Here is a 20,769-nt window from a genome sequence, read left to right as displayed (position 1 = left end):
TTACAAAATTTTATACTTCAAATATACTATTTTAACATTTCAAGCAAATATGTTTAACTTCTATTTAACTGATTTTAACCGCTATTTAACAGTCTTCTTTCCTTGATAAAATATGTATCTTTGTCCATTAATATGGATTTAGAATTTCACAAATATCAAGGAACAGGCAACGATTTTATCATGATTGATAATCGCTCAAAAACCTTTCCAAAAAATAAAACTGACATAATTGCAAAATTATGTGATAGACACTTTGGTATTGGGGCTGATGGTCTTATTTTACTTGAAGAAGACGCTACCACCGATTTTAAAATGGTGTATTACAACTCAGACGGAAACGAAAGCACTATGTGTGGTAATGGAGGACGTTGCATAGTAGCCTTTGCACATAAACTTAAGCTTTTCGAAATCGAAACCACCTTTATTGCTATTGACGGATTACATCATGCTTCTATTTCTAACAATCATGTTTCTTTACAAATGATTGATGTTAATAAGGTGAAAATTTATGATGAGTACGTTTTTACTGATACAGGATCACCACATCATGTACAATTAGTGAATAACCTTACTGATTATGATGTGTTTTCAAACGGAAAGAAAATCCGAAACAAGATTTATGGTACCGAAGGTAGCAATGTTAATTTTGTAGAACAAATCACAAACAACACCTTTAAAGTACGTACTTACGAACGTGGTGTTGAAGATGAGACTTTAGCTTGCGGTACAGGAGTTACTGCTGTTGCCATAGCTATGTATGCAACTAAAAAAACAGACAGTTCATCTATAACTTTACCTGTTGAAGGTGGAGAATTAGAAGTTTCTTTTGAAGAACAAAATGGAACCTATTCTAATGTATTTCTAAAAGGACCTGCTACATTTGTATTTGAAGGTAAAATAAATATTTAGTGCATACGTTAACTGGAACATATATTAAGTTAAGAGCTTTAGAACCTGAAGATTTAGAATTTTTATTTCAAATTGAAAACAATGAATCTTTTTGGGAAGTGAGTCATACACAAGCTCCATTTTCTAAATTTTTATTAAAACAATATTTAGAAAATGCGCATTTAGATATTTTTGAAGCAAAACAATTACGTTTAATTATTGAAGAAAAAGCTACAAATGAATCTATTGGTATGATAGATTTGTTCAATTTTAACCCGCAACATAAAAGAGCTGGCATCGGAATTTTAATCCATCCTGATTTTCAACAGAAAGGATTTGCTTCAGAAGCGCTTCAATTATTAATTAAGTATTGTTTTACACATTTGCATTTACATCAATTATATGCAAACATTACTGATGACAACATCAACAGTTTACACCTTTTTGAAAAACAAAATTTTAAACAAATTGGGGTTAAGAAAGATTGGATATTTCATAAAGGAACATATAAAAACGAACTATTATTTCAATTAATAAATGAATAAGAAAATTATTTTAGGAAGTATTGCTGCCATTTTTTTAATTGGTGGAATTATTGGTTTTAACTACTACCAAAAAATATTTGGTAAAGCTGTTACTAAAAACGGTGCTGTATATATAGGCTCTAATGCTTCTTTTGTAGATGTAAAAAAACAACTTTCTGAATTTGTTAAACATCCTGAAAATTTTGTATGGGTTGCAGAAAAGAAAAAATTCACACAACCTAAGGGTGGAAAATACCTATTAAAAAAAGGGATGAACATGAATGATGTTGTAAACCTTTTACGTAGTGGAAATCAAACACCAATTACCTTATCATTCAATAATCAAGATACTTTAGATAAATTAGCAGGAAGGATTGCTGAACAAATCGAAGCAGATTCTATTACTCTTTTACAAGCTATGAAAGATCCTTCTTTTTTAGCAACTAATAATCTTACTGAAAAATCAGCTTTAGGAATATACATCCCGAATAGTTATGAACTTTATTGGAATACTTCCGCAGAAAAATTCCGTGACAAAATGTTACATGAATACAATCGTTTTTGGACTTCTGCAAGATTAGAAAAGGCTAAAAAACTAAATCTTTCAAAAGAAGAGGTAATTACTCTAGCTTCTATTGTTCAAAAAGAAACAGCTAAAAAAATAGAGCGCCCTATTGTTGCTGGTTTGTATTTAAATAGATTAAAAGATAATTGGCCTTTACAAGCTGACCCTACAGTTATATACGCTATTAAAGAAGTTAAAGGACAAGATTTTGTTGTAAAAAGAGTTTTAAACAAAGATTTAGTAATAAACTCTCCTTATAATACTTATAAAAACACAGGACTCCCTCCTACTTTGATTGCAATGCCTGATATTTCATCTATTGATGCTGTTTTAAACCATCAAAAACATAACTATTATTATATGTGTGCTAGTGTTGATAAAATTGGTTTTCATGAATTTGCTAACTCTTTAGCACAACATAATCGAAATGCTGTAAAATATCAACAATGGATAAATCAACAAGGTATAAAGAGATAAATTAACAAAATTTTATTCTTATCAATTTCAATAAAACATTATCAAAAAGTTAATATAAAACAGTTTTTTTTGGTTTTTACCTAAAAAAAACACAGGAAAACAACTTAATCATCAATAGTCAAAAAACTGTAATTTATTGATTCATAGTCTGTTATAAAAAATTACCGTATCTTTGCCCCGCTAAACAGAAAGTAATTAATTATCAGATATTTAGTATTAGTATTTTTAGGATTTGTATTATTAACCAGTTTTACAGAGACTACAGCTAAAAAAGAAAAAACTACTACAACACCAATACCAATTCATAAGGTAGAGAAGGTTAACATTCCTTTTTTATTAAATGATTTTGTAGGATTTAAAGAAGCTTTGGCTTTTAAAGAATCACAAGGTAAGTATAGAGTAGTTAACACACTTGGATATTTAGGGAAATACCAATTTGGTAAAGAAACCCTAAAGAGATTTAGAATTTACAACACCACTCATTTTCTTAAAAACCCTGAATTACAAGAACGTACATTTGTTGCTTATTGTAAGTTAAACAAATGGATTTTAAGAAAAGACATTAAGAGAAGTGTTGGCAAAACCATTAATGGTGTTAAAATAACCGAATCTGGTATTTTAGCAGCAGCACACTTAAGTGGTGCTGGTAATGTAAAAAAATTCTTACGTTCAAATGGATCTATCCGTTTTAACGATGCTTATGGAACCTCAATACAGTCATACCTTAAAAGGTTTGCAGGTTATGATGTTTCCAACATCAAAGGTGACAAAAAACCAACGGTTTAATTAATAAGAAAGTATTAAAAAAGCAAAAGCATCGATTAAATCGATGCTTTTTTTTTATTTATGGATAATAAAGATTGCTGGTCGTTTATGTAAATCTGTTTTTACATGTTTCCATTCTTTTACCGTTAATGTTTTAATATACTCTGTTGGAAGTGTTATATCACACGCTACACAAATTCTTGTATCTGGAGACAAGGTAGCTCTTAAATCATCCAACATTTTTTCATTTCTATATGGTGTCTCAATAAAAAGCTGCGATTGGTTTTTCTCTTTTGAAAGTTTTTCTAAATCTTTAATCGCTCTTTTTCTATCTGATTTGTCTATAGGTAAATAACCATTGAACGCAAAACTTTGTCCGTTCATACCAGAAGCCATAATAGCCAATAAAATAGAAGAAGGACCTACTAACGGAACTACTTGAATACCTTTTTGATGCGCTAGCTTCACAATACTTGCCCCTGGGTCAGCTACTGCTGGAACTCCTGCCTCAGAAAGCAATCCTACAGATACTCCTTTCTCACAAGTATCTAAATAATTCTTAGTTTCTAAATCATCAGAGTATTTATCTAATAACATCAACTCTAATGAAGGTTGTGATTTTGTTGGTGTAATTCTTTTAATGAATCTTCGAGCAGACTTTTCGTTTTCAACAATAAAACAGTTTAATTGTTCTACTACTTTTTTTACCGATAATGGCATTACCTCTAATGGTTCAGTATCACCTAACGTTGTAGGAATCAAATATAATTTACCTTTCATTATTTCTGCTCTAATTTTGAAGCTATAATTTCACACGCTTCGTCTAACATTTTATATACATTTTCAAAACCTTGATCTCCTCCATAGTACGGATCTGGAACACTCCTATCCTCATTAGGATATATCTCATTCAAAATCATTTTCACCTTTTCATGCTCCGTTTCACTTTCAGACATGGCTACAATATCACCATAATTACTTTGATCCATTGCAAAAATCATGTCAAACTTATCAAAATCAGTTTTTGTAAATTTTCTTGAACGTTGACTGGTAATATCTATCCCATACTTTTTAGCCACCTCAATAGAACGTCTATCAGGTAAATTACCTACATGATAACCTGCAGTTCCAGCAGAATCAACTAAGAAGTTTTTTGATGACAACTTCGATTGTAAAATACCTTCAGCAAGCGGAGATCGGCAAATGTTTCCTAAACAAACCATTAATATTTTTTTCATACTCATAAAAAAACCTCACTAGGTGAGGTTCGTTGTTTATAAAGTTAACTTTTTTGTTAAGTCTTCTACGTACTTTTTAAACTGCTTATCAGTTTCAGTCAAATTATCAACAGTTTTACACGCATGTAACACAGTAGCATGATCTCTTTTTCCTATTTGACTTCCAATACTTGCTAATGATGACTTTGTCATACGTTTTGCAAAATACATAGCTAACTGACGCGCTTGTACAATATGACGTTTACGTGTTTTAGATTGTAAGGTTGCTACATCCATATCAAAGTATTTTGATACTACTTTTTGAATGTAATCAATGGACAACTCTTTTTTAGTGTTCTTAACAAATTTATCTACAATCTGTTTCGCTAACTCAATTGTAAATTCTTTTCTGTTGAAAGAAGCTTGAGCAATCATTGAGATAATCACCCCTTCTAATTCACGAACATTCGATTTTATATTTTTTGCTATATACTCAACAATTTCTTCTGGCATTTCAACACCATCTCTATACAATTTATTTTGTAAAATAGAAATTCTTGTTTCATAATCAGGAGCTTGTAACTCAGCTGATAATCCCCATTTAAAACGAGAAAGTAAACGTTGTTCAATATCTTGCATATCTACAGGAGCTTTATCCGAAGTTAAAATAACCTGTTTTCCATTTTGATGTAAATGATTAAAGATATGAAAGAAAACATCTTGAGTCCCTGCTTTTCCTGATAAAAATTGCACATCATCAATAATCAACACATCAATCATTTGATAGAAATGAATAAAGTCATTTCTTGTATTTGATTTTACCGAATCTATAAACTGTTGTGTAAATTTTTCAGAAGAAATATATAACACAGTTTTATCTGGATATTTATCCTTTATCTCAACACCAATAGCATGAGCTAAGTGTGTTTTTCCTAATCCAACTCCACCATATATTAATAAAGGATTAAAAGAAGTTCCTCCTGGTTTGTTTGCCACAGCCATACCTGCAGAACGTGCCAATCGGTTAGAGTCACCTTCAACAAAATTCACAAAATTATAATTTGGATTTAGTTGAGATTCTATCTTCACCTTTTGTAGTCCAGGAATAACAAATGGGTTTTTTAATTCTCGTTTTGACTCTAACGGAATTGTTACCTTTTGCGGTTTTAAAGGGTTACGGTTTGAACTAGGTATTTTTACTGTTTGCGGGCTATTACTACTATACGTATTTTCCATACGTACATCGTAAATTAATTTTGCATCACTTCCTAACTGACGAACCAAAGCTACTCTTAACAGTTTTATGTAATGCTCTTCTAACCACTCGTAAAAAAATTTACTTGGTACTTGAACTGTCAAAGCTTCCCCTGCCAATTTAATTGGCTTTATCGGTTCGAACCAAGTCTTGTATGCCTGTGGTTTGATGTTATCTTTAATAAAAGACAAACATTCCATCCAAACTGAATCGGCTGTTTTAGTCATATTGGTAAAAAACAATTTTAGTTGTTAATTTTTATTCAGATTTAGGGGACACCAAACACGAAAGTCTGGGTGAACAAAAGTGTGAATAAATTTTAGTATAAAAAAATCAAATCACTATTGACTTTTATTTTTTTTTTGCGTATCGTTAGTGAAATTAAAATAATTTAATCTTTTGCAAAAACATTACACATCTATACGTGTTCGGTATGCTGAAACTGATCAAATGGGAGTAGTTTATCACGGAAACTACGCACAATTTTTTGAGGTTGGTCGTACCGAATGGCTACGTTCTCTGGGCGTTACTTACAAATATATGGAAAAAACAGGAATCATGTTGCCTGTTATTTCTTTATCTTGTAACTTTAAAAAATCAGCATTATATGATGATGAATTAACCATTACAACCATTTTAAAAAAAACACCCTCAGTAAAAATTGAATTCGACTATGAAATTACCAATCAAAATAACGAACTTATTTCAACTGGAAACACCGTGTTAGCATTTATTAACAATAAAACAAAAAAACCTATGCGTTGTCCTGATTATATTTTAGATAAATTAGCTATCTTAAATAGTTAATCAAACAAGTAAAAAACATATGAAAATATATACTAAAACAGGTGATAAAGGTACCACTGCCCTATTTGGAGGCACTCGAGTTCCTAAACACCATTTAAGAATAGAAAGTTATGGAACCGTTGATGAACTCAACTCTTACATTGGGTTAATTAGAGATCAAAACATTGATGATTCTTTAAAAAAGAAATTAACAAAAATCCAAAGCGATTTATTCACTTTAGGTGCAATGTTAGCTACACCACCAGAAAAGGAAACTTTAAAAAGCGGCAAAGAACGCTTAAACATTCCTAAAATTAATGAAGAGTCAATTCAGTTTTTAGAAGACGATATTGACCTTATGAATAAGGACCTACCCCAAATGACACACTTTGTATTACCAGGCGGTCATCAAACCGTGTCATTTTGTCACATAGCACGCTGCGTATGCCGTAGATCGGAACGATTAGCTGTGGCTTTAAATGAAGAAGAAACAATAAGTGAAACTATTTTAAAGTATTTAAACCGACTTTCTGACTACCTTTTTGTGTTGGCACGAAAGTTGACCCAAGACTTACAAGCTGAGGAAATTAAATGGATTCCTGAAAAGCTTTAACTAAGTTCTTTAATTATTGATTTCACATTTTTTAAAAAAAACTTGACTTTCTACAAAAAAAAATTATTTTTGCGGAAATCTTATTAAACAGATAAAGAAATGTATTGGACACTTGAATTAGCATCTTATTTAGCAGATGCACCCTGGCCTGCAACTAAAGACGAATTAATTGATTACGCTATTCGTACTGGAGCACCGTTAGAAGTGGTAGAAAACTTACAAGATATCGAAGATGAAGGTGAGGCGTACGATTCTATTATTGAAATCTGGCCAGATTACCCAACAGAAGAAGATTATCTTTGGAATGAAGATGAATACTAATAAAATACAATCATAAAAAGTCTCTGTTACAGAGGCTTTTTTTTTGCTTACTTTTAAGCACCCAATAAAACAAACATAAAACGCTAATTAAAAACAACTTAATTAGCTATAAAACAATATTTTACAAATGAGCGTTTTAAATTCGATTATAAAACTATTTGTTGGAGACAAACAACAAAAAGACCTAAAATCACTACAACCGATCGTTGAAAAGGTACGATCTTTTGAAAATTCATTAAGTAGTTTATCGAATGATGAGTTACGGGCAAAAACAATCGAATTTAAATCGAAAATTAATGATGCTACGAAATTTTTTCTTGACAAAATAACTGAACTTGAGGAAGAAGCTAAAAGTGCAGACATCGATCGTCAAGAAGAAATTTATGCAGAAATAGACAAATTGAAAGACGAAGCTTACGAAGCTTCTGAAGCTGTTTTACTAGACATTATGCCAGAAGCTTTTGCCGCAGTAAAAGAAACAGCAAAGCGCTTTACCAATAATGAAGAATTAGAAGTAACTGCAACTCCTTTTGATAGAGAATTATCAGCTACTAGAGAACACATTACCTTAGAAGGCGACAAGGCTTTTTGGGCTAATTCATGGGATGCAGCAGGAAAAGAAGTAATTTGGGACATGATTCATTACGATGTTCAGTTAATCGGTGGATCTGTATTGCATCAAGGTAAAATTGCCGAAATGATGACAGGGGAAGGTAAAACGTTAGTTTCTACCCTACCAGTATACTTAAATGCTTTAACGGGTAACGGAGTACATGTTGTTACTGTAAATGATTACTTAGCAAAACGTGACCGTGCGTGGATGGCTCCAATTTTTGAGTTCCACGGATTAAGTACAGACTGTATTGATTTTCACCAACCAAACTCTGAAGCACGTAGAGAAGCATACAATGCAGACATCACTTACGGAACCAATAACGAATTTGGATTCGATTACTTGCGTGATAACATGGCAAATTCTAAGAAAGACTTAGTACAACGTGCGCCAAACTACGCTATTATTGATGAGGTGGATTCTGTTTTAATTGATGATGCTCGTACACCATTAATTATTTCTGGACCAGTACCACAAGGAGATACTCATGAGTTTAATGAGTTAAAACCTTTGGTGGCTGACTTAGTTTCACTTCAAAATAAATATTTAGTAGGTGTTTTAGCTGAAGCAAAACGTTTAATCAAAGAAGGTGATACTAAAGAAGGTGGTTTCTTATTATTAAGAGTTTACAGAGGTCTTCCAAAAAATAAAGCCTTAATTAAGTTTTTATCGCAAGAAGGAGTAAAACAAATTCTTCAAAAAACTGAAAACTTTTACATGCAAGACAACAACAAGCTAATGCCTGAAGTTGATGCAGAATTATGGTTTACCATTGAAGAAAAAAATAATCAAATTGACTTAACCGATAAAGGTATTGCACACCTTTCTGATATCACAAAAAATGAAACTTTCTTTGTTTTACCAGATATTAGTGTAAAAGTTGGTCAAATAGATAACAGTGATGCTACTCCTGAGGAAAAAGCAGATCAAAAAGAAGAGCTATACCGAGAGTTTAGTATAAAGAGTGAACGTATCCACACAATGAATCAACTTTTAAAAGCGTATTCAGTTTTTGAAAAAGATGTAGAATATGTTGTGATGGACAATAAAGTAATGATTGTAGATGAGCAAACAGGTCGTATTATGGACGGTCGCCGTTACTCTGACGGATTGCACCAAGCAATTGAAGCAAAAGAAAATGTAAAGATTGAAGACGCTACGCAAACTTTTGCTACCGTTACTTTACAGAATTACTTTAGAATGTACCGTAAGCTATCTGGTATGACAGGTACAGCGATTACTGAAGCAGGTGAATTCTGGGAAATCTACAAGTTAGATGTTGTTGAAATCCCTACGAACAAACCAATTCAAAGAGATGATAAGCAAGATTTAGTTTATAAAACAACTCGTGAAAAGTATAACGCAGTAATTGAAGATATTGTAAAATTAGTTGGGGAAGGAAGACCTGTATTAGTTGGTACTACTTCTGTTGAAATTTCTGAATTATTAGGAAGAATGTTACAAATTCGTAAGATTCCTCACAATATCTTAAATGCAAAATTACACAAAAGAGAAGCTGATGTAGTTGCAGAAGCTGGTAAACCAGGAATAGTAACAATTGCAACCAACATGGCAGGTCGTGGTACCGATATTAAATTATCTAATGAAGTAAAAGCAGCAGGTGGTTTAGCTATTATTGGTACAGAGCGTCATGATTCACGTCGTGTAGACCGTCAGTTACGTGGTCGTGCAGGACGTCAAGGAGATGTAGGTTCTTCTCAATTCTATATTGCTTTAGACGATAACTTAATGCGTTTATTTGGTTCAGATAGAATTGCAAAAATGATGGATAGAATGGGATTAAAAGAAGGTGAAGTAATTCAGCATTCTATGATTTCAAAATCTATTGAAAGAGCACAAAAGAAAGTTGAAGAAAACAACTTTGGTATTCGTAAGCGTTTACTAGAGTATGATGATATTATGAACGCACAACGTGAGTTTGTATACAAACGTCGTCGTCATGCCTTAGACGGAAAACGTTTACAAATTGACATTGCAAATATGATTTATGATACTTGTGATTCAATTGTAAGACAAAATAAAGAAGCTAAAGATTTCCAAAACTTTGAGTTCGAGTTAATTCGTTTCTCTGCTATGACTTCTCCTTTTTCTGAAGAAGAATTCAATAAAGAATCAGACCAAGAGTTAATCGACAAGTTATACAAAATAGTAACAGAACACTATAAAAACGACGCTGAAAGAAATGCAGAAAATGCATTCCCAGTAATTAAAAATGTTTTTGAAAACGAAGGTGATCGTTACGAACGTATTGTAGTTCCTTTTACTGATGGTACTAAAAACTTACAAGTAGTTACCAATTTAAAAGAAGCTTACGAAAGTGAAGGAAAATCATTAATAAATGACTTTGAAAAAAACATCACCTTAGCAATTATTGATGAAAACTGGAAGGATCACTTACGTAAAATGGACGAATTAAAGCAAACTGTTCAAAATGCTACGTACGAGCAAAAGGACCCTTTATTAGTTTATAAGTTTGAAGCTTTCGAATTATTCCAAGAAACGATTGATAAAGTAAACAAAGAAGTTTTATCTTTCTTATTCAAGGGAAAATTACCAAGTCAAGAAGCTTCACAAGTATCAGAAGCTCGTGAAGAACAACGTGAGCAATTAGATTTACGTAAAGATGAAGTTCAAAACTCAACTCAGCAAGCTATTAGCAATGCTCGTAACCAACAAACTCAAGAACAACAAGCAGTAGAAACTGTTGTGCGTGAGCAGCCAAAAATTGGTCGTAATGAAAAAGTTACTATCAAAAATGTAATGTCGGGTGAAGAGAAAGAAGTAAAATACAAACAAGCCATTCCGTTATTAGAAAAAGGAGAATGGGTACTTTATAACAAGTAATTTCAAAACAATTTATATATAAAAAGCTCGGTAAAACCGAGCTTTTTACTTTTAGACTACAGAGTATGTTTATTACATTGCTCCTAGTTCTTTTAATAATTTTTCTGAATTAGCTTTTACATTTGCTGGCGGATTTAATGATAATGATTTTTTTAAGGCTTTTATAGCTTTCTTTTTATCTCCTGCAGATTTATATGCTTCTCCTAAACTATCGTAAGCATTTGCACTTGTTGGATTATTATCAACATTTATTTGCAAATATTTTATTGCTCGTGCATAATCTTTTGCGTTAATCATAGCATACCCTAATTGATTCAACTGGTTTGTATTGGCCATTGAAGCTGCTTCATCCATCAATTTACCATATTCAGCTGTTTTACCTAGTTTATTTAGTATCTGAGCTTTTATAGATAAATTTCTAAACGTTTTCTGACTATAAAACTGTCCTGCAATAGCATTATCTATCCAACCAAGAGCTTCGTTTAAGTCACCACCATTATTCAATGAGAAATTAGCCGCTTGCTCCCATGTTTGCCTACTAAACCCAGGTTGATCTTGTAATTTTTTACGAATATCTGTTAAAACAATATTAGTTACATCTACTTCTATTTTAAACGGCACTTGCTTCTTTCCCCATCTTAAAGAAGCTATTGCTGAAGTAGCATTAACATCTGTAAAATCAAAAGTAAGTTGCTCTACATGAGGTATTGCTTTAGTCTTAACATCAACTCTCAAAGCATCTTCACTTGCATCATAAAAAAAGCTTCCCCAGGCAGTGTGGTTCTTAGAAAAAATAACTGTTGCTGTATTATCTTCATTTATAACCATATGTAATCCATATTTCCCTGCTTTTAATGGTTTCCCTTCAACAGCTACATCATTTGTAAATTTAACAACCGTATTTTCATTAGCGCCTGCACGCCATGGAGATTCCTTAGCGGTACCAAACCTTAAATCATTCATTCCGTATGGTACTAACTTTCCCCATATTTCTCTCCCTCCTACACTTGGTCGAGAATATTTTATATAAATATCTGTAACCCCTACACGTTGCGAAACTGTAGCTTGCTGGCTTCCACGTGGTAAATTTAACTGTGCTTCTAAATTAAAACTTAACGTTATTAAAAAGCACATAATAACTCTAGTAAAATTGTTTGATTTCATTTTAATTTTGGTTTAGTTTAATTATTTTGTCTTTCAAGTTAAAAACAATTTAAAAAAAAGGCTGTTAGCAATACGTTAAAACATCATTTACAAGCACTTATTAAAAATCTTTTAACAAATATTATCAGAAGAGAGTTTACCCTTTAATAACTTTCAAAATACTTTTTAATAAAGTTTTCGTTACTAACACTTCATAATTAATTCATCATTTAAAAACATTCGAAAAGTAACTTTGATAAGTATCGAAGAATACTTTAGAATGAAAAAACACAAAAAACGTAAACTAGATATTGTAGTAATATCCGATGTGCATTTGGGTACTTTTGGTTGTAGAGCTACCGAACTTAACAATTACCTAAAAACCATCAACCCAAAAATTTTAATTTTAAATGGTGATATTATTGACATTTGGCAATTTAACAAACGTTACTTTCCTAAACCACACATGAAAGTTATTAAACAATTAATGAATTTTATTACTTCTGGAACAAAAGTCTACTACATCACAGGAAACCATGATGAAATGCTACGAAGATTTAAAGGGTTTCGTTTAGGAAGCTTTGAAATCGTAAACAAAGTGGTTTTAGATATCGATGGTAAAAAAGGATGGTTTTTCCACGGAGATGTTTTTGATGTTACCATGCAACACTCTAAATGGCTTGCTAAACTAGGCGGTATGGGTTATGATTTTTTAATTCTGATTAACACCATTGTAAACTGGATAAGTCATAAAATGGGTTATGGCAGATTATCTTTCTCTAAAAAAATTAAAAATAGCGTAAAAAGCGCTATTAAATTCATTAATAATTTTGAAACTACTGCTGCCGATATTGCTATTGATGAAAGGTACGATTATGTGGTATGTGGACATATTCATCAACCAGAAATAAGAACTATCAAAACTGAAAAGGGAAGTACTACTTACTTAAATTCTGGCGATTGGATTGAGAATTTAACTGCATTAGAATATAAAAACAAAAAATGGTCTTTATACGAATATGAAAAAGATGAAGTAGCTAAAGACATTCACTTAAACTATACTGTAAAAGACTTAGAACTCATCAGTTCTGAACACAATAACAGTGAACTTTTTTCAGAATTACTTAAAGAGTTTAACATTAAAACCCAATAATCATGAAAGCCCATAATGGGCATTTAGCCAGGAAATAGTCAATACCTATTGACATGGTTAAATTTCTAAAAACAAACAATTACGAAAATTTAAAAAGATGAAAATATTATATGCTTTTCAAGGAACAGGAAACGGTCATGCAAGCAGAGCATTAGAAATTATTCCACATTTACAAAGGCGTGGTGATGTAGATGTATTGGTTAGTGGATCACAATACGAAATAGGCCTTCCTTTCGATATAAAATACAAATTACACGGCCTAGGGTTCGTTTTTGGTAAAAAGGGAGGAATTGACCTAATTAGCACTTTAAAAGACTTAAACCTAAAGAAGATTTACGAAGAAATTAAATCATTACCTGTTCAAAATTACGATCTAATTATTAATGACTTCGAGCCTATTTCTGCCTGGGCATGCCTTTTTAGAAATGTACCTATTATTTCTTTAAGTAACCAAAATGCGTTATTAAATGAGAAAAATTCGGCTTTTAAAAAGTTTAGGTTAGAACGTTTAATTATAAAGTACTACGCTCCTGCAAAAAACAAATTCGGATTTCATTTTAAAACACACTCCTCTTCTACCTTCTTGCCTATTATTCGTAAAGAAATCCGCTATAGAAATAGTACTAACAAAGGCCACTACACTGTGTATCTTCCTTCTTATAGTGATGAAAAAATTATAAAAGTACTTTCAAAAATAAAAAATATAAAATGGCAAGTGTTTTCAAAAAAAACGAAAGAGCATCAGTTTTTCCATAATATTACAATCCTACCAATTAACGACGATGTATTTATCAAAAGTATGGCTTCTGCTAAAGGGATAGTTTGTGGTGCAGGCTTTGCAACACCTACAGAGGCTTTATATTTACGTAAAAAGCTATTGGTTATTCCTATGAAAAATCAATACGAACAACAGTGCAACGCTGTTACTTTAAAAGAAATGGGAGTTACTGTTGTAAAAAAATTGAGTAAAAAACAGCTTCCTAAAATTGAAAAGTGGATTAACTCTAACAACATTGTTGAAGTCCACTACCCTGATGTTACTGAAGATATGCTAGATGCAATTATTTTACCGTATTACAACAAAACTATTTTACCAGAAATTACCATTGAATAGTTGCTGCTCCAATACTTTGTAAAAAATCGTTGGTTTTAGAAAAATGTTTGTTATCAAACCAATAACCTCTATTAGCACTTAATGGTGATGGATGCCCTGACATTAGTACATGATGCTTTTTTTGATTAATTAGTTTTACTTTTTTCTTGGCAAAACCGCCCCAAAGCAAAAACACCACATCTTCTTTTTCTTCGGATATTTTTTGAATCACAGCATCGGTAAACTGTTCCCAACCTTGTTTTTGGTGACTTCCTGCCTCACTCGCTCTTACCGTTAAGGTAGCATTTAACAACAATACTCCTTGTTTTGCCCAACGCGATAAATCGCCACTTTTTGGGTACGGAATATCTACATCTTTTTCAATTTCTTTAAAAATATTGATCAGTGACGGTGGATGCGAAATTCCGTCATGAACCGAAAAGCACAATCCGTTTGCCTGCCCTACTCCATGGTATGGATCTTGACCAATTATTACCACTTTTAAATCATCTAACGCACAAAAATCAAACGCAGCAAAAATATCTGAGTCTTTCGGGTAACACGTATACTTTGTGTATTCGTTTTTAACAAAGTCTGCAAGATTTTCAAAATACGGTTTCTTAAATTCAGTTTGTAAAATATTTTTCCAGCTATCGTTAATTTTTACTTGCATTGTTTGTTATTTTTGTGGTTCTCAAAAAATCTGTCAGTTCGAGTGATTTTCTGACAAAGGAAGAAAAATGTATCGAGAACTCTTTATATCTGGATACAAATTTGTTTGTTCCTCACAAATTAACTCGATGTGACAATTAAAAACAAAAATAAAAATTTGATAGTGAGTATTACAGAAAAAACACTTCAAGATTTAGAATTTACAACGGTTTTAGAACAAGTTTCAACGCATTGTATTTCAGGTTTAGGAAAAGAGAAAACAATGCAAATTCAGCCTATTTCAAACAAGAAAAAATTGTTTTTTGAGTTGAATATGGTGAATGAGTACTTAGCTTCGTTTGAAAACGAAAACAGAATTCCGAATCATCACTTTGAAGATGTTTCTGAAGAAATTAAGCGACTCGCTATTGAAAATAGCTTTTTAGAAACAGATGGTTTTTTAAAAATTTCTGCCGTTTCAGAAACGGTAAACGAGCAAAAGAAATTTTTAAAGAAATTCGAAACCTACTACCCTACACTATCCGCTTTAAGTGATACAATTGAATTCACCTCTGTTATTGTAGATAGTATTAAAAAAATTATTACTCCGTATGGTGAAGTTGCCGACAATGCTTCTCCTTCTTTAAAACAAATACGAAAGGAAATTGGCTCAATTAGAGGTAAAATTTCAGAAAGTTTTTCTCGTGCCTTAAGTAAAAACATAGCTAGTGGATACTTAGATGACATTAAAGAAACTGTTGTTGATAACCAACGTGTTTTAGCTGTTTTAGCAATGCATAGGCGTAAAGTTAAAGGAAGCTTACTAGGTTCATCTAAATCTGGAAACATTGTGTATATCGCACCTCAAGCAACTCTTTCTTACAGCAGAGAAATGCAAAACTTATTGTATGAAGAAAAACAAGAAGTAGTACGTATACTTAGGGCTTTAGCTTCTGAAATAAGACCTTACACCCCTTTACTTACCGAGTATATTTTATTTTTAACACATTTAGATGTTATAGGTGCCAAAGCAAAATATGCTCGTAGCATTCATGCATTATTACCTAAGATTACCAAAGAAAAAAAAGTGTTTTTCAAAAATGCTTTCCACCCTATTTTATGGCAAAAAAACAAGGCTAAAAATATAGAGATAATACCGCAAACCATTCAATTAAGTGAACAACAACAAATTATTGTTATTTCAGGACCGAATGCTGGTGGAAAAAGTATCACCTTAAAAACCATTGGTTTATTACAAATCATGTTACAAAGCGGATTGTTAATTCCTGTTCATGAACGTAGTGAAACTTCACTTTTTGACACTATTTTAACCGATATTGGCGATAATCAATCCATCGAAAATCAATTAAGTACTTATAGTTATCGATTAAAGAACATGCGTTATTTTCTTAGAAAATGTAACGATAATACCTTGTTTTTAATTGATGAATTTGGTACGGGTTCTGATCCTGAGTTAGGAGGTGCTTTGGCTGAGATTTTCTTAGAAGAGTTTTACGAGAAAAAAGCCTTCGGAATTATTACTACGCATTATGCAAACCTAAAAGTATTGGCAGATGAGTTAGATAATGTTACCAATGCCAATATGCAGTTTAACGAACGTACTTTGGAACCTTTGTATAAACTGTATGTTGGACAAGCAGGAAGCTCATTCACCTTTGAAGTAGCACAAAAAAACGGAATTCCATATAGTTTAATCAACCGTGCAAAAAAACGTGTTGAAACTGAAAAAGTTCGTTTAGACAAAACGATTTCTAAACTTCAAAAAGAGCGAAATCGTTTACAAAAAACATCTGAAAGCTTAGACAAACAAAAATCTAAAGGACAAGAACATATTGAAAACTTACAAGAAAAAGAACTTAAAATACGTGAAAAGCTAGAAGGTTTTCAAGAATTGTACGATAACAATCAACGTATGCTTTCGTTGGGTAGAAAGATTAATGAGTTATTGAACAAGTACTTTCAAACCAACAATAAAAAAGAATTATCTACTAACTTTTTTAAATGGGCAACCGCTGAAAAAACAAAGCATTTAAAAAAGAATCCGCCTGAGAAGAAAACCAAAATAGAAAAAAAACAAGACAAAGTTGTTGCCCAACAACAACAAGAAGCGATTAAAAAAGTAGAAAAAGAAGTACTACAAAAAGTTGTAAAGGTTCGAGAAGAAAAAGAAAAAGAGGCCGAAAAAATTGCCAAAGAAAAAGCTGCTTATATTTTTAAAGTAGGAGATCGTGTTCGTTTAGTTGATGGAAATGCCGTGGGTACTATTGATAAAGTAGAAAAGAAAAAAGCGTTTATTAATTACGGGATATTTACCACTGAAGCAAAAATTGAACAGTTAGAATTGGTGGAACGCGCTAAAAAATAGCTATAAGCTATCTAAAGGGCTACTTATGTTTTTAATAGATGCTTTAGATACATGTGTGTAGGTTTGCGTTGTTTTGATACTATGATGACCTAAAAGCTTCTGAATAAAACGTAAATCTGCACCACTTTCTAACAAATGTGTTGCATAACTATGACGTAGCCCATGAATACCTATTTGTTTGTTAATACCAGCTTTTTTCATCGCTCTTTTAAATACTTTTTGTACGCTTGTAGCACTATACTGCCCACCATACTGACCTTCAAATAACCAACTTTTTGGTTTATACGATTTGTAGTATGTTCGCAAAAGTGTGAGAACAGATTCTGGTAGGTTTACATAACGATCTTTTTTACCTTTTCCTTCTAGTATAAGTACCTGCATACGTTTGCTATCTATATGTGTTATTTTCAATCCTACTACTTCACTTACTCGCAAACCCATTCCGTAACACAATTGTAGCATTAGTAAGTGTTTTGGGTTTTCTACCGCTTTGAACGTTTTTCTAATATCTGTTTTACTCAGCATTTTAGGCAAAGTCTGTGGTTTTTTAGGACGAGGAATATCAAAAAACATACGTTCTTGATGTAATACTTGTTCAAAGTAAAACTTTATAGCATTGATTTTTCCATTAATTTTCCGTTCTTTCATTTTTTCTACTTTTACGCAATACAAAAAGTAGTCTTTGAGGCGTTTAGGTGTAAGGTTATTAACTGAATAATTTTTTAAAATCTTTAGGAGATGTATAAATTCAGAAACATAGATTTTGATCGTATTTTGGCTATATGCTTTGAGCTCTAATTGAGCTATAAAGTTAGAAAGCGCTTGTTCGTTAATTGTATGAATTTTAGAATTTTGTTGAGTAAAAACAGATTTTAAAGGTATGTTTAGAGCCTTTCGCACAACAGGCAAATCTGGGAGGTGCCAAACGCGTTTCGTTTTACTCCATTTAGCAGATGGAAATCTTTTTCTCAACGCATTTTTCTTTTCAATCGTATACTGAAAAGATATAAAGATTCTGTTTTCTCCATTATGTTGGTTGGGTGTAAATGTATATTGAGAAAAATTCATGTCTATAATTTGTATATTAATTCGTTTGTCGAATTTAAGTAATTTGATTTTTATATACAAATTACAGACAGTAAAAACAAAACATAAACAACTGATTTAAACCACATTAAACAGAACACATCATTTAAAACAAAACAATTTGGAGGGATAAGAAAATGTCTATATATTTGTGTGTTGGTAATAATTGCCTGCGGCACGTAGAAACCGTGTTTTAACAAACACTCCTTTTCTACTAATTATTACCAACGCTCTAGGTTAATTGCTCCTCTAACAACTATATTGTGTATCTTTAGCTTTCTTCGTGAACTACACACGAAACTATAAACAACAAAATGTATAACGAATGAGGCACAATTATGGCTACTCATGAGGCTGTGCCTCACACGCCATACACCTAGAGCGTTGTGGGCAAGTTGAAAAAACCGCATATCTAAAAATTAAGTCCAAAAATTGAAAAACAAACGCTTATCTACAGAATATGAATGACACATTTCAATATAGATTAACCAAAAGTGAAAAGATAGAAATAGCTGAAAATCTAATTGAAATTTTACAAAAAGATGCTGAAATAAAGCCCCAAACAAGCACATTTATTTCCAATTGGATTTTAACTACATCAGACGAAAAACGAAAAGCCTTCTTCGACGTTTGGGAGATAGTCTTGAAAAATTATTTACCTTCAGAAAGACCAATACTATTTAGGTCGTGTCAACGACTTAGCAAAAAAAATAAAATAGCAAGTTTTACAGCAAGATTGGAATGTGCTAAAAGGTTTAGTTGTGGAAAAGGAACTTTAATAATATGTGATACAAATGAGACTCTGAAATTTGAAGAATTTTCTAACTCTGATAATTATACTAAGTCATTCTATCCACTTTTTAGAGTTTTAATAAAAGCAAAAAATTCTGGAGGTTCTGGATTCTCTGAGAGAATCTTGAATGATTACATTGGAGAAAACGAATATATCATGAAGATTGATATGGAGAATATGCAAGGTTTAAAGTGGAAATAAGAACTGCAACGTAAAAAACCTGCCCACAACAATGTGTATAATTCATTGCTAGTTATAGCCTACTTACGAAAGTCCTCGCGGACTTTCTATCTGTGATTTATTTGCTAACTTTAGTGCTTAAACACGCAACGAAATCATACACTAGACCGTTACAAGCAATTTAAAGAAACTCTCGACTACATTTGAATGATAGACATTAATTCATATTTTGATGAACACTTTTATGACTTTGACGATGAATCAATCTACAGGTTTAATGAACAGGATAATGGACCAATAAATAATGTAATTACTCGTCTGAATGAAAGATGCTACGGAGTTTTAATTTATGATGAAAGAGAGCATATTGAATTTATGCTTTTATATATTGATAGCACAAAAAAATTAACTGGTTTAGGTTTGCTTCTTTCACTAAATCTTGAGCTTTATGAAAGGACAATTTTGTCAATCGAATTTTGTAAGCTGATTTCGAATAGATTCCCTGAACTTGACGTAGTGGAAAGTTTCAATACTTTCCAAACCCAATGTAGAGGAACTTTCGAAAAAATGGGTTTCATAACTTTCGGAAGTGAGACAAATAATTTACCAAAAGGAACTATGTTTATAAAAACTGCTGGTTCAAAAGGACTTTTGACATTTCCAACACTTGACAAACTTGAAGTATACAGATGGTTTTTTAATGAAGATGCTAAATCTGTGAAAGTAGATGAATCGAAAATTAAAAAAGTATATTTATTACTCGATTCGACAAACAACCTTATTAAAATTGGAGAAAGTTTTTATCCAAAAAAGAGAGAGAAAACGTTACAAGGAATAAACCCAAGTTGGGATTTAATAACAACTTGGATTGCACCTGTTTCGGAAGAAAGACGTTTACATAAATTATTTTCAGAAAAGAGAACCAGAGGAGAATGGTTCAATCTGAATTTTAATGATTTAGCAATTATTAGAAAAGAAATGAGCGGATATAAAAACTGCTTGTAACAACGTATATAACTCATAGCTAGTCAGTTGCTTAATCGAAGTTAAGGTATATTTGCTAGTCCGCCAAATTTTTTAATTTGGCTTATTGAGAAAAAAGATAATAAGAAAAATTAAAAAATTCGGCTCGTGCTAAATCCGAAAATATTTTCATAATTTGCACGCTACGAGCCATATACAAGACCGTTGGTAATAATTGCCTGCGGCACGTAGAAACCGTGTTTTAACAAACACTCCTTTTCTACTAATTATTACCAACGCTCTAGGTTAATTGCACCTCTAACAATTATATTGTGTACCTTTAGACTTCTTCGTGAACTACACACGAAACTATAAACAACAAAATGTATAACGAATGAGGCACAATTATGGCTCCTCATGAGGCTTTGCCTC

19 protein-coding genes are annotated in these 20,769 nt (G+C 31.9%); 13 read left to right on the top strand and 6 right to left on the bottom strand.

Going from position 1 to position 20,769, the window contains the following annotated elements:
• The first annotated feature begins 132 nt into the window (after window positions 1–132).
• The 4 genes from dapF to ACQYZ7_RS06895 all read left to right on the top strand — a co-directional run bounded on the left by dapF (window position 133) and on the right by ACQYZ7_RS06895 (window position 3,240).
• Window positions 133–909 carry a diaminopimelate epimerase gene (dapF, locus tag ACQYZ7_RS06910; RefSeq protein ID WP_430729038.1) on the top strand — a complete coding sequence of 259 codons (777 nt, stop codon included), beginning with the start codon at window positions 133–135 and terminating at the stop codon, window positions 907–909.
• Window positions 909–1,433: a GNAT family N-acetyltransferase gene (locus tag ACQYZ7_RS06905; RefSeq protein WP_430729037.1), complete on the top strand. Its 525-nt coding sequence runs from the start codon at window positions 909–911 to the stop codon at window positions 1,431–1,433. Before dapF ends, ACQYZ7_RS06905 begins: the two co-directional genes overlap by 1 nt.
• The gene (gene mltG, locus ACQYZ7_RS06900) at window positions 1,426–2,454 is read left to right on the top strand and encodes an endolytic transglycosylase MltG (protein ID WP_430729036.1); all 1,029 of its coding nucleotides are present in this window, start codon (window positions 1,426–1,428) and stop codon (window positions 2,452–2,454) included. The genes ACQYZ7_RS06905 and mltG overlap by 8 nt, the downstream gene beginning before the upstream one ends.
• 198 nt (window positions 2,455–2,652) lie before the next feature.
• On the top strand, window positions 2,653–3,240 hold the full coding sequence (locus tag ACQYZ7_RS06895; RefSeq protein ID WP_430729269.1) for a peptidoglycan-binding protein LysM: 588 nt from the start codon (window positions 2,653–2,655) through the stop codon (window positions 3,238–3,240).
• A 54-nt stretch (window positions 3,241–3,294) separates the two neighbouring features.
• Here the strand turns inward: ACQYZ7_RS06895 and ACQYZ7_RS06890 are convergent, their stop codons facing one another.
• From ACQYZ7_RS06890 to dnaA, 3 genes are read right to left on the bottom strand one after another with little or no spacing between them, the layout of a single operon-like run.
• Window positions 3,295–3,999: an SAM-dependent methyltransferase gene (locus ACQYZ7_RS06890; protein WP_430729035.1), complete on the bottom strand. Its 705-nt coding sequence runs from the start codon at window positions 3,997–3,999 to the stop codon at window positions 3,295–3,297.
• Window positions 3,999–4,457, bottom strand: a complete 459-nt coding sequence (locus tag ACQYZ7_RS06885; RefSeq protein ID WP_430729034.1) for a low molecular weight protein-tyrosine-phosphatase — start codon at window positions 4,455–4,457, stop codon at window positions 3,999–4,001. The genes ACQYZ7_RS06890 and ACQYZ7_RS06885 overlap by 1 nt, the downstream gene beginning before the upstream one ends.
• A 36-nt stretch (window positions 4,458–4,493) precedes the next feature.
• A complete protein-coding gene (gene dnaA, locus ACQYZ7_RS06880; RefSeq protein WP_430729033.1) occupies window positions 4,494–5,918 on the bottom strand; it encodes a chromosomal replication initiator protein DnaA in 1,425 nt (474 codons plus the stop codon).
• Between the two features lie 172 nt (window positions 5,919–6,090).
• Between dnaA and ACQYZ7_RS06875 the strand changes: the two genes are divergently transcribed.
• The 4 genes from ACQYZ7_RS06875 (at window position 6,091) to secA (ending at window position 10,889) form a co-directional block, all read left to right on the top strand.
• Window positions 6,091–6,498 carry an acyl-CoA thioesterase gene (locus ACQYZ7_RS06875; protein ID WP_430729032.1) on the top strand — a complete coding sequence of 136 codons (408 nt, stop codon included), beginning with the start codon at window positions 6,091–6,093 and terminating at the stop codon, window positions 6,496–6,498.
• A 19-nt stretch (window positions 6,499–6,517) separates the two neighbouring features.
• Window positions 6,518–7,090, top strand: coding sequence for a cob(I)yrinic acid a,c-diamide adenosyltransferase (locus tag ACQYZ7_RS06870; RefSeq protein WP_430729031.1), 573 nt, complete (start codon window positions 6,518–6,520; stop codon window positions 7,088–7,090).
• Between the two features lie 99 nt (window positions 7,091–7,189).
• On the top strand, window positions 7,190–7,411 hold the full coding sequence (locus ACQYZ7_RS06865; RefSeq protein ID WP_047789198.1) for a DUF2795 domain-containing protein: 222 nt from the start codon (window positions 7,190–7,192) through the stop codon (window positions 7,409–7,411).
• 127 nt (window positions 7,412–7,538) lie between these two features.
• Window positions 7,539–10,889, top strand: a complete 3,351-nt coding sequence (gene secA, locus ACQYZ7_RS06860; protein ID WP_430729030.1) for a preprotein translocase subunit SecA — start codon at window positions 7,539–7,541, stop codon at window positions 10,887–10,889.
• 72 nt (window positions 10,890–10,961) lie between these two features.
• On the opposite strand, the gene ACQYZ7_RS06855 is transcribed toward secA, so the two are convergent.
• Complete coding sequence (locus ACQYZ7_RS06855; RefSeq protein WP_430729029.1) at window positions 10,962–12,053, bottom strand: DUF2911 domain-containing protein; 1,092 nt, start codon at window positions 12,051–12,053, stop codon at window positions 10,962–10,964.
• Between the two features lie 259 nt (window positions 12,054–12,312).
• On the opposite strand from ACQYZ7_RS06855, the gene ACQYZ7_RS06850 reads away from it, so the two are divergent.
• Complete coding sequence (locus ACQYZ7_RS06850; protein ID WP_430729028.1) at window positions 12,313–13,185, top strand: UDP-2,3-diacylglucosamine diphosphatase; 873 nt, start codon at window positions 12,313–12,315, stop codon at window positions 13,183–13,185.
• A 97-nt stretch (window positions 13,186–13,282) separates the two neighbouring features.
• The gene (locus ACQYZ7_RS06845; RefSeq protein WP_430729027.1) at window positions 13,283–14,299 is read left to right on the top strand and encodes a glycosyltransferase family protein; all 1,017 of its coding nucleotides are present in this window, start codon (window positions 13,283–13,285) and stop codon (window positions 14,297–14,299) included.
• On the opposite strand, the gene ACQYZ7_RS06840 is transcribed toward ACQYZ7_RS06845, so the two are convergent.
• Entirely contained in the window at window positions 14,286–14,951 is a 666-nt protein-coding gene (locus ACQYZ7_RS06840; protein ID WP_430729026.1) for a uracil-DNA glycosylase, read from the bottom strand. The genes ACQYZ7_RS06845 and ACQYZ7_RS06840 overlap by 14 nt on opposite strands.
• Before the next feature lie 159 nt (window positions 14,952–15,110).
• On the opposite strand from ACQYZ7_RS06840, the gene ACQYZ7_RS06835 reads away from it, so the two are divergent.
• On the top strand, window positions 15,111–17,315 hold the full coding sequence (locus ACQYZ7_RS06835; RefSeq protein ID WP_430729268.1) for an endonuclease MutS2: 2,205 nt from the start codon (window positions 15,111–15,113) through the stop codon (window positions 17,313–17,315).
• Here the strand turns inward: ACQYZ7_RS06835 and ACQYZ7_RS06830 are convergent, their stop codons facing one another.
• Window positions 17,316–18,383 (bottom strand): tyrosine-type recombinase/integrase, encoded by a 1,068-nt coding sequence (locus ACQYZ7_RS06830; RefSeq protein WP_430729025.1) that lies wholly within the window; start codon window positions 18,381–18,383, stop codon window positions 17,316–17,318.
• A gap of 478 nt (window positions 18,384–18,861) precedes the next feature.
• Between ACQYZ7_RS06830 and ACQYZ7_RS06825 the strand changes: the two genes are divergently transcribed.
• Window positions 18,862–19,395, top strand: coding sequence for a hypothetical protein (locus tag ACQYZ7_RS06825; protein ID WP_430729024.1), 534 nt, complete (start codon window positions 18,862–18,864; stop codon window positions 19,393–19,395).
• 186 nt (window positions 19,396–19,581) lie between these two features.
• Window positions 19,582–20,379, top strand: coding sequence for a GIY-YIG nuclease family protein (locus ACQYZ7_RS06820; RefSeq protein ID WP_430729023.1), 798 nt, complete (start codon window positions 19,582–19,584; stop codon window positions 20,377–20,379).
• Window positions 20,380–20,769: the final 390 nt, after the last annotated feature.

Origin of the sequence: Tenacibaculum sp. SDUM215027, assembly GCF_050566205.1 — a bacterium.
Classification (GTDB): Bacteria; Bacteroidota; Bacteroidia; order Flavobacteriales; family Flavobacteriaceae; genus Polaribacter.
Note: the sequence above shows the minus strand (reverse complement) of the source record. Positions and strands in the feature narration are given on the sequence as shown.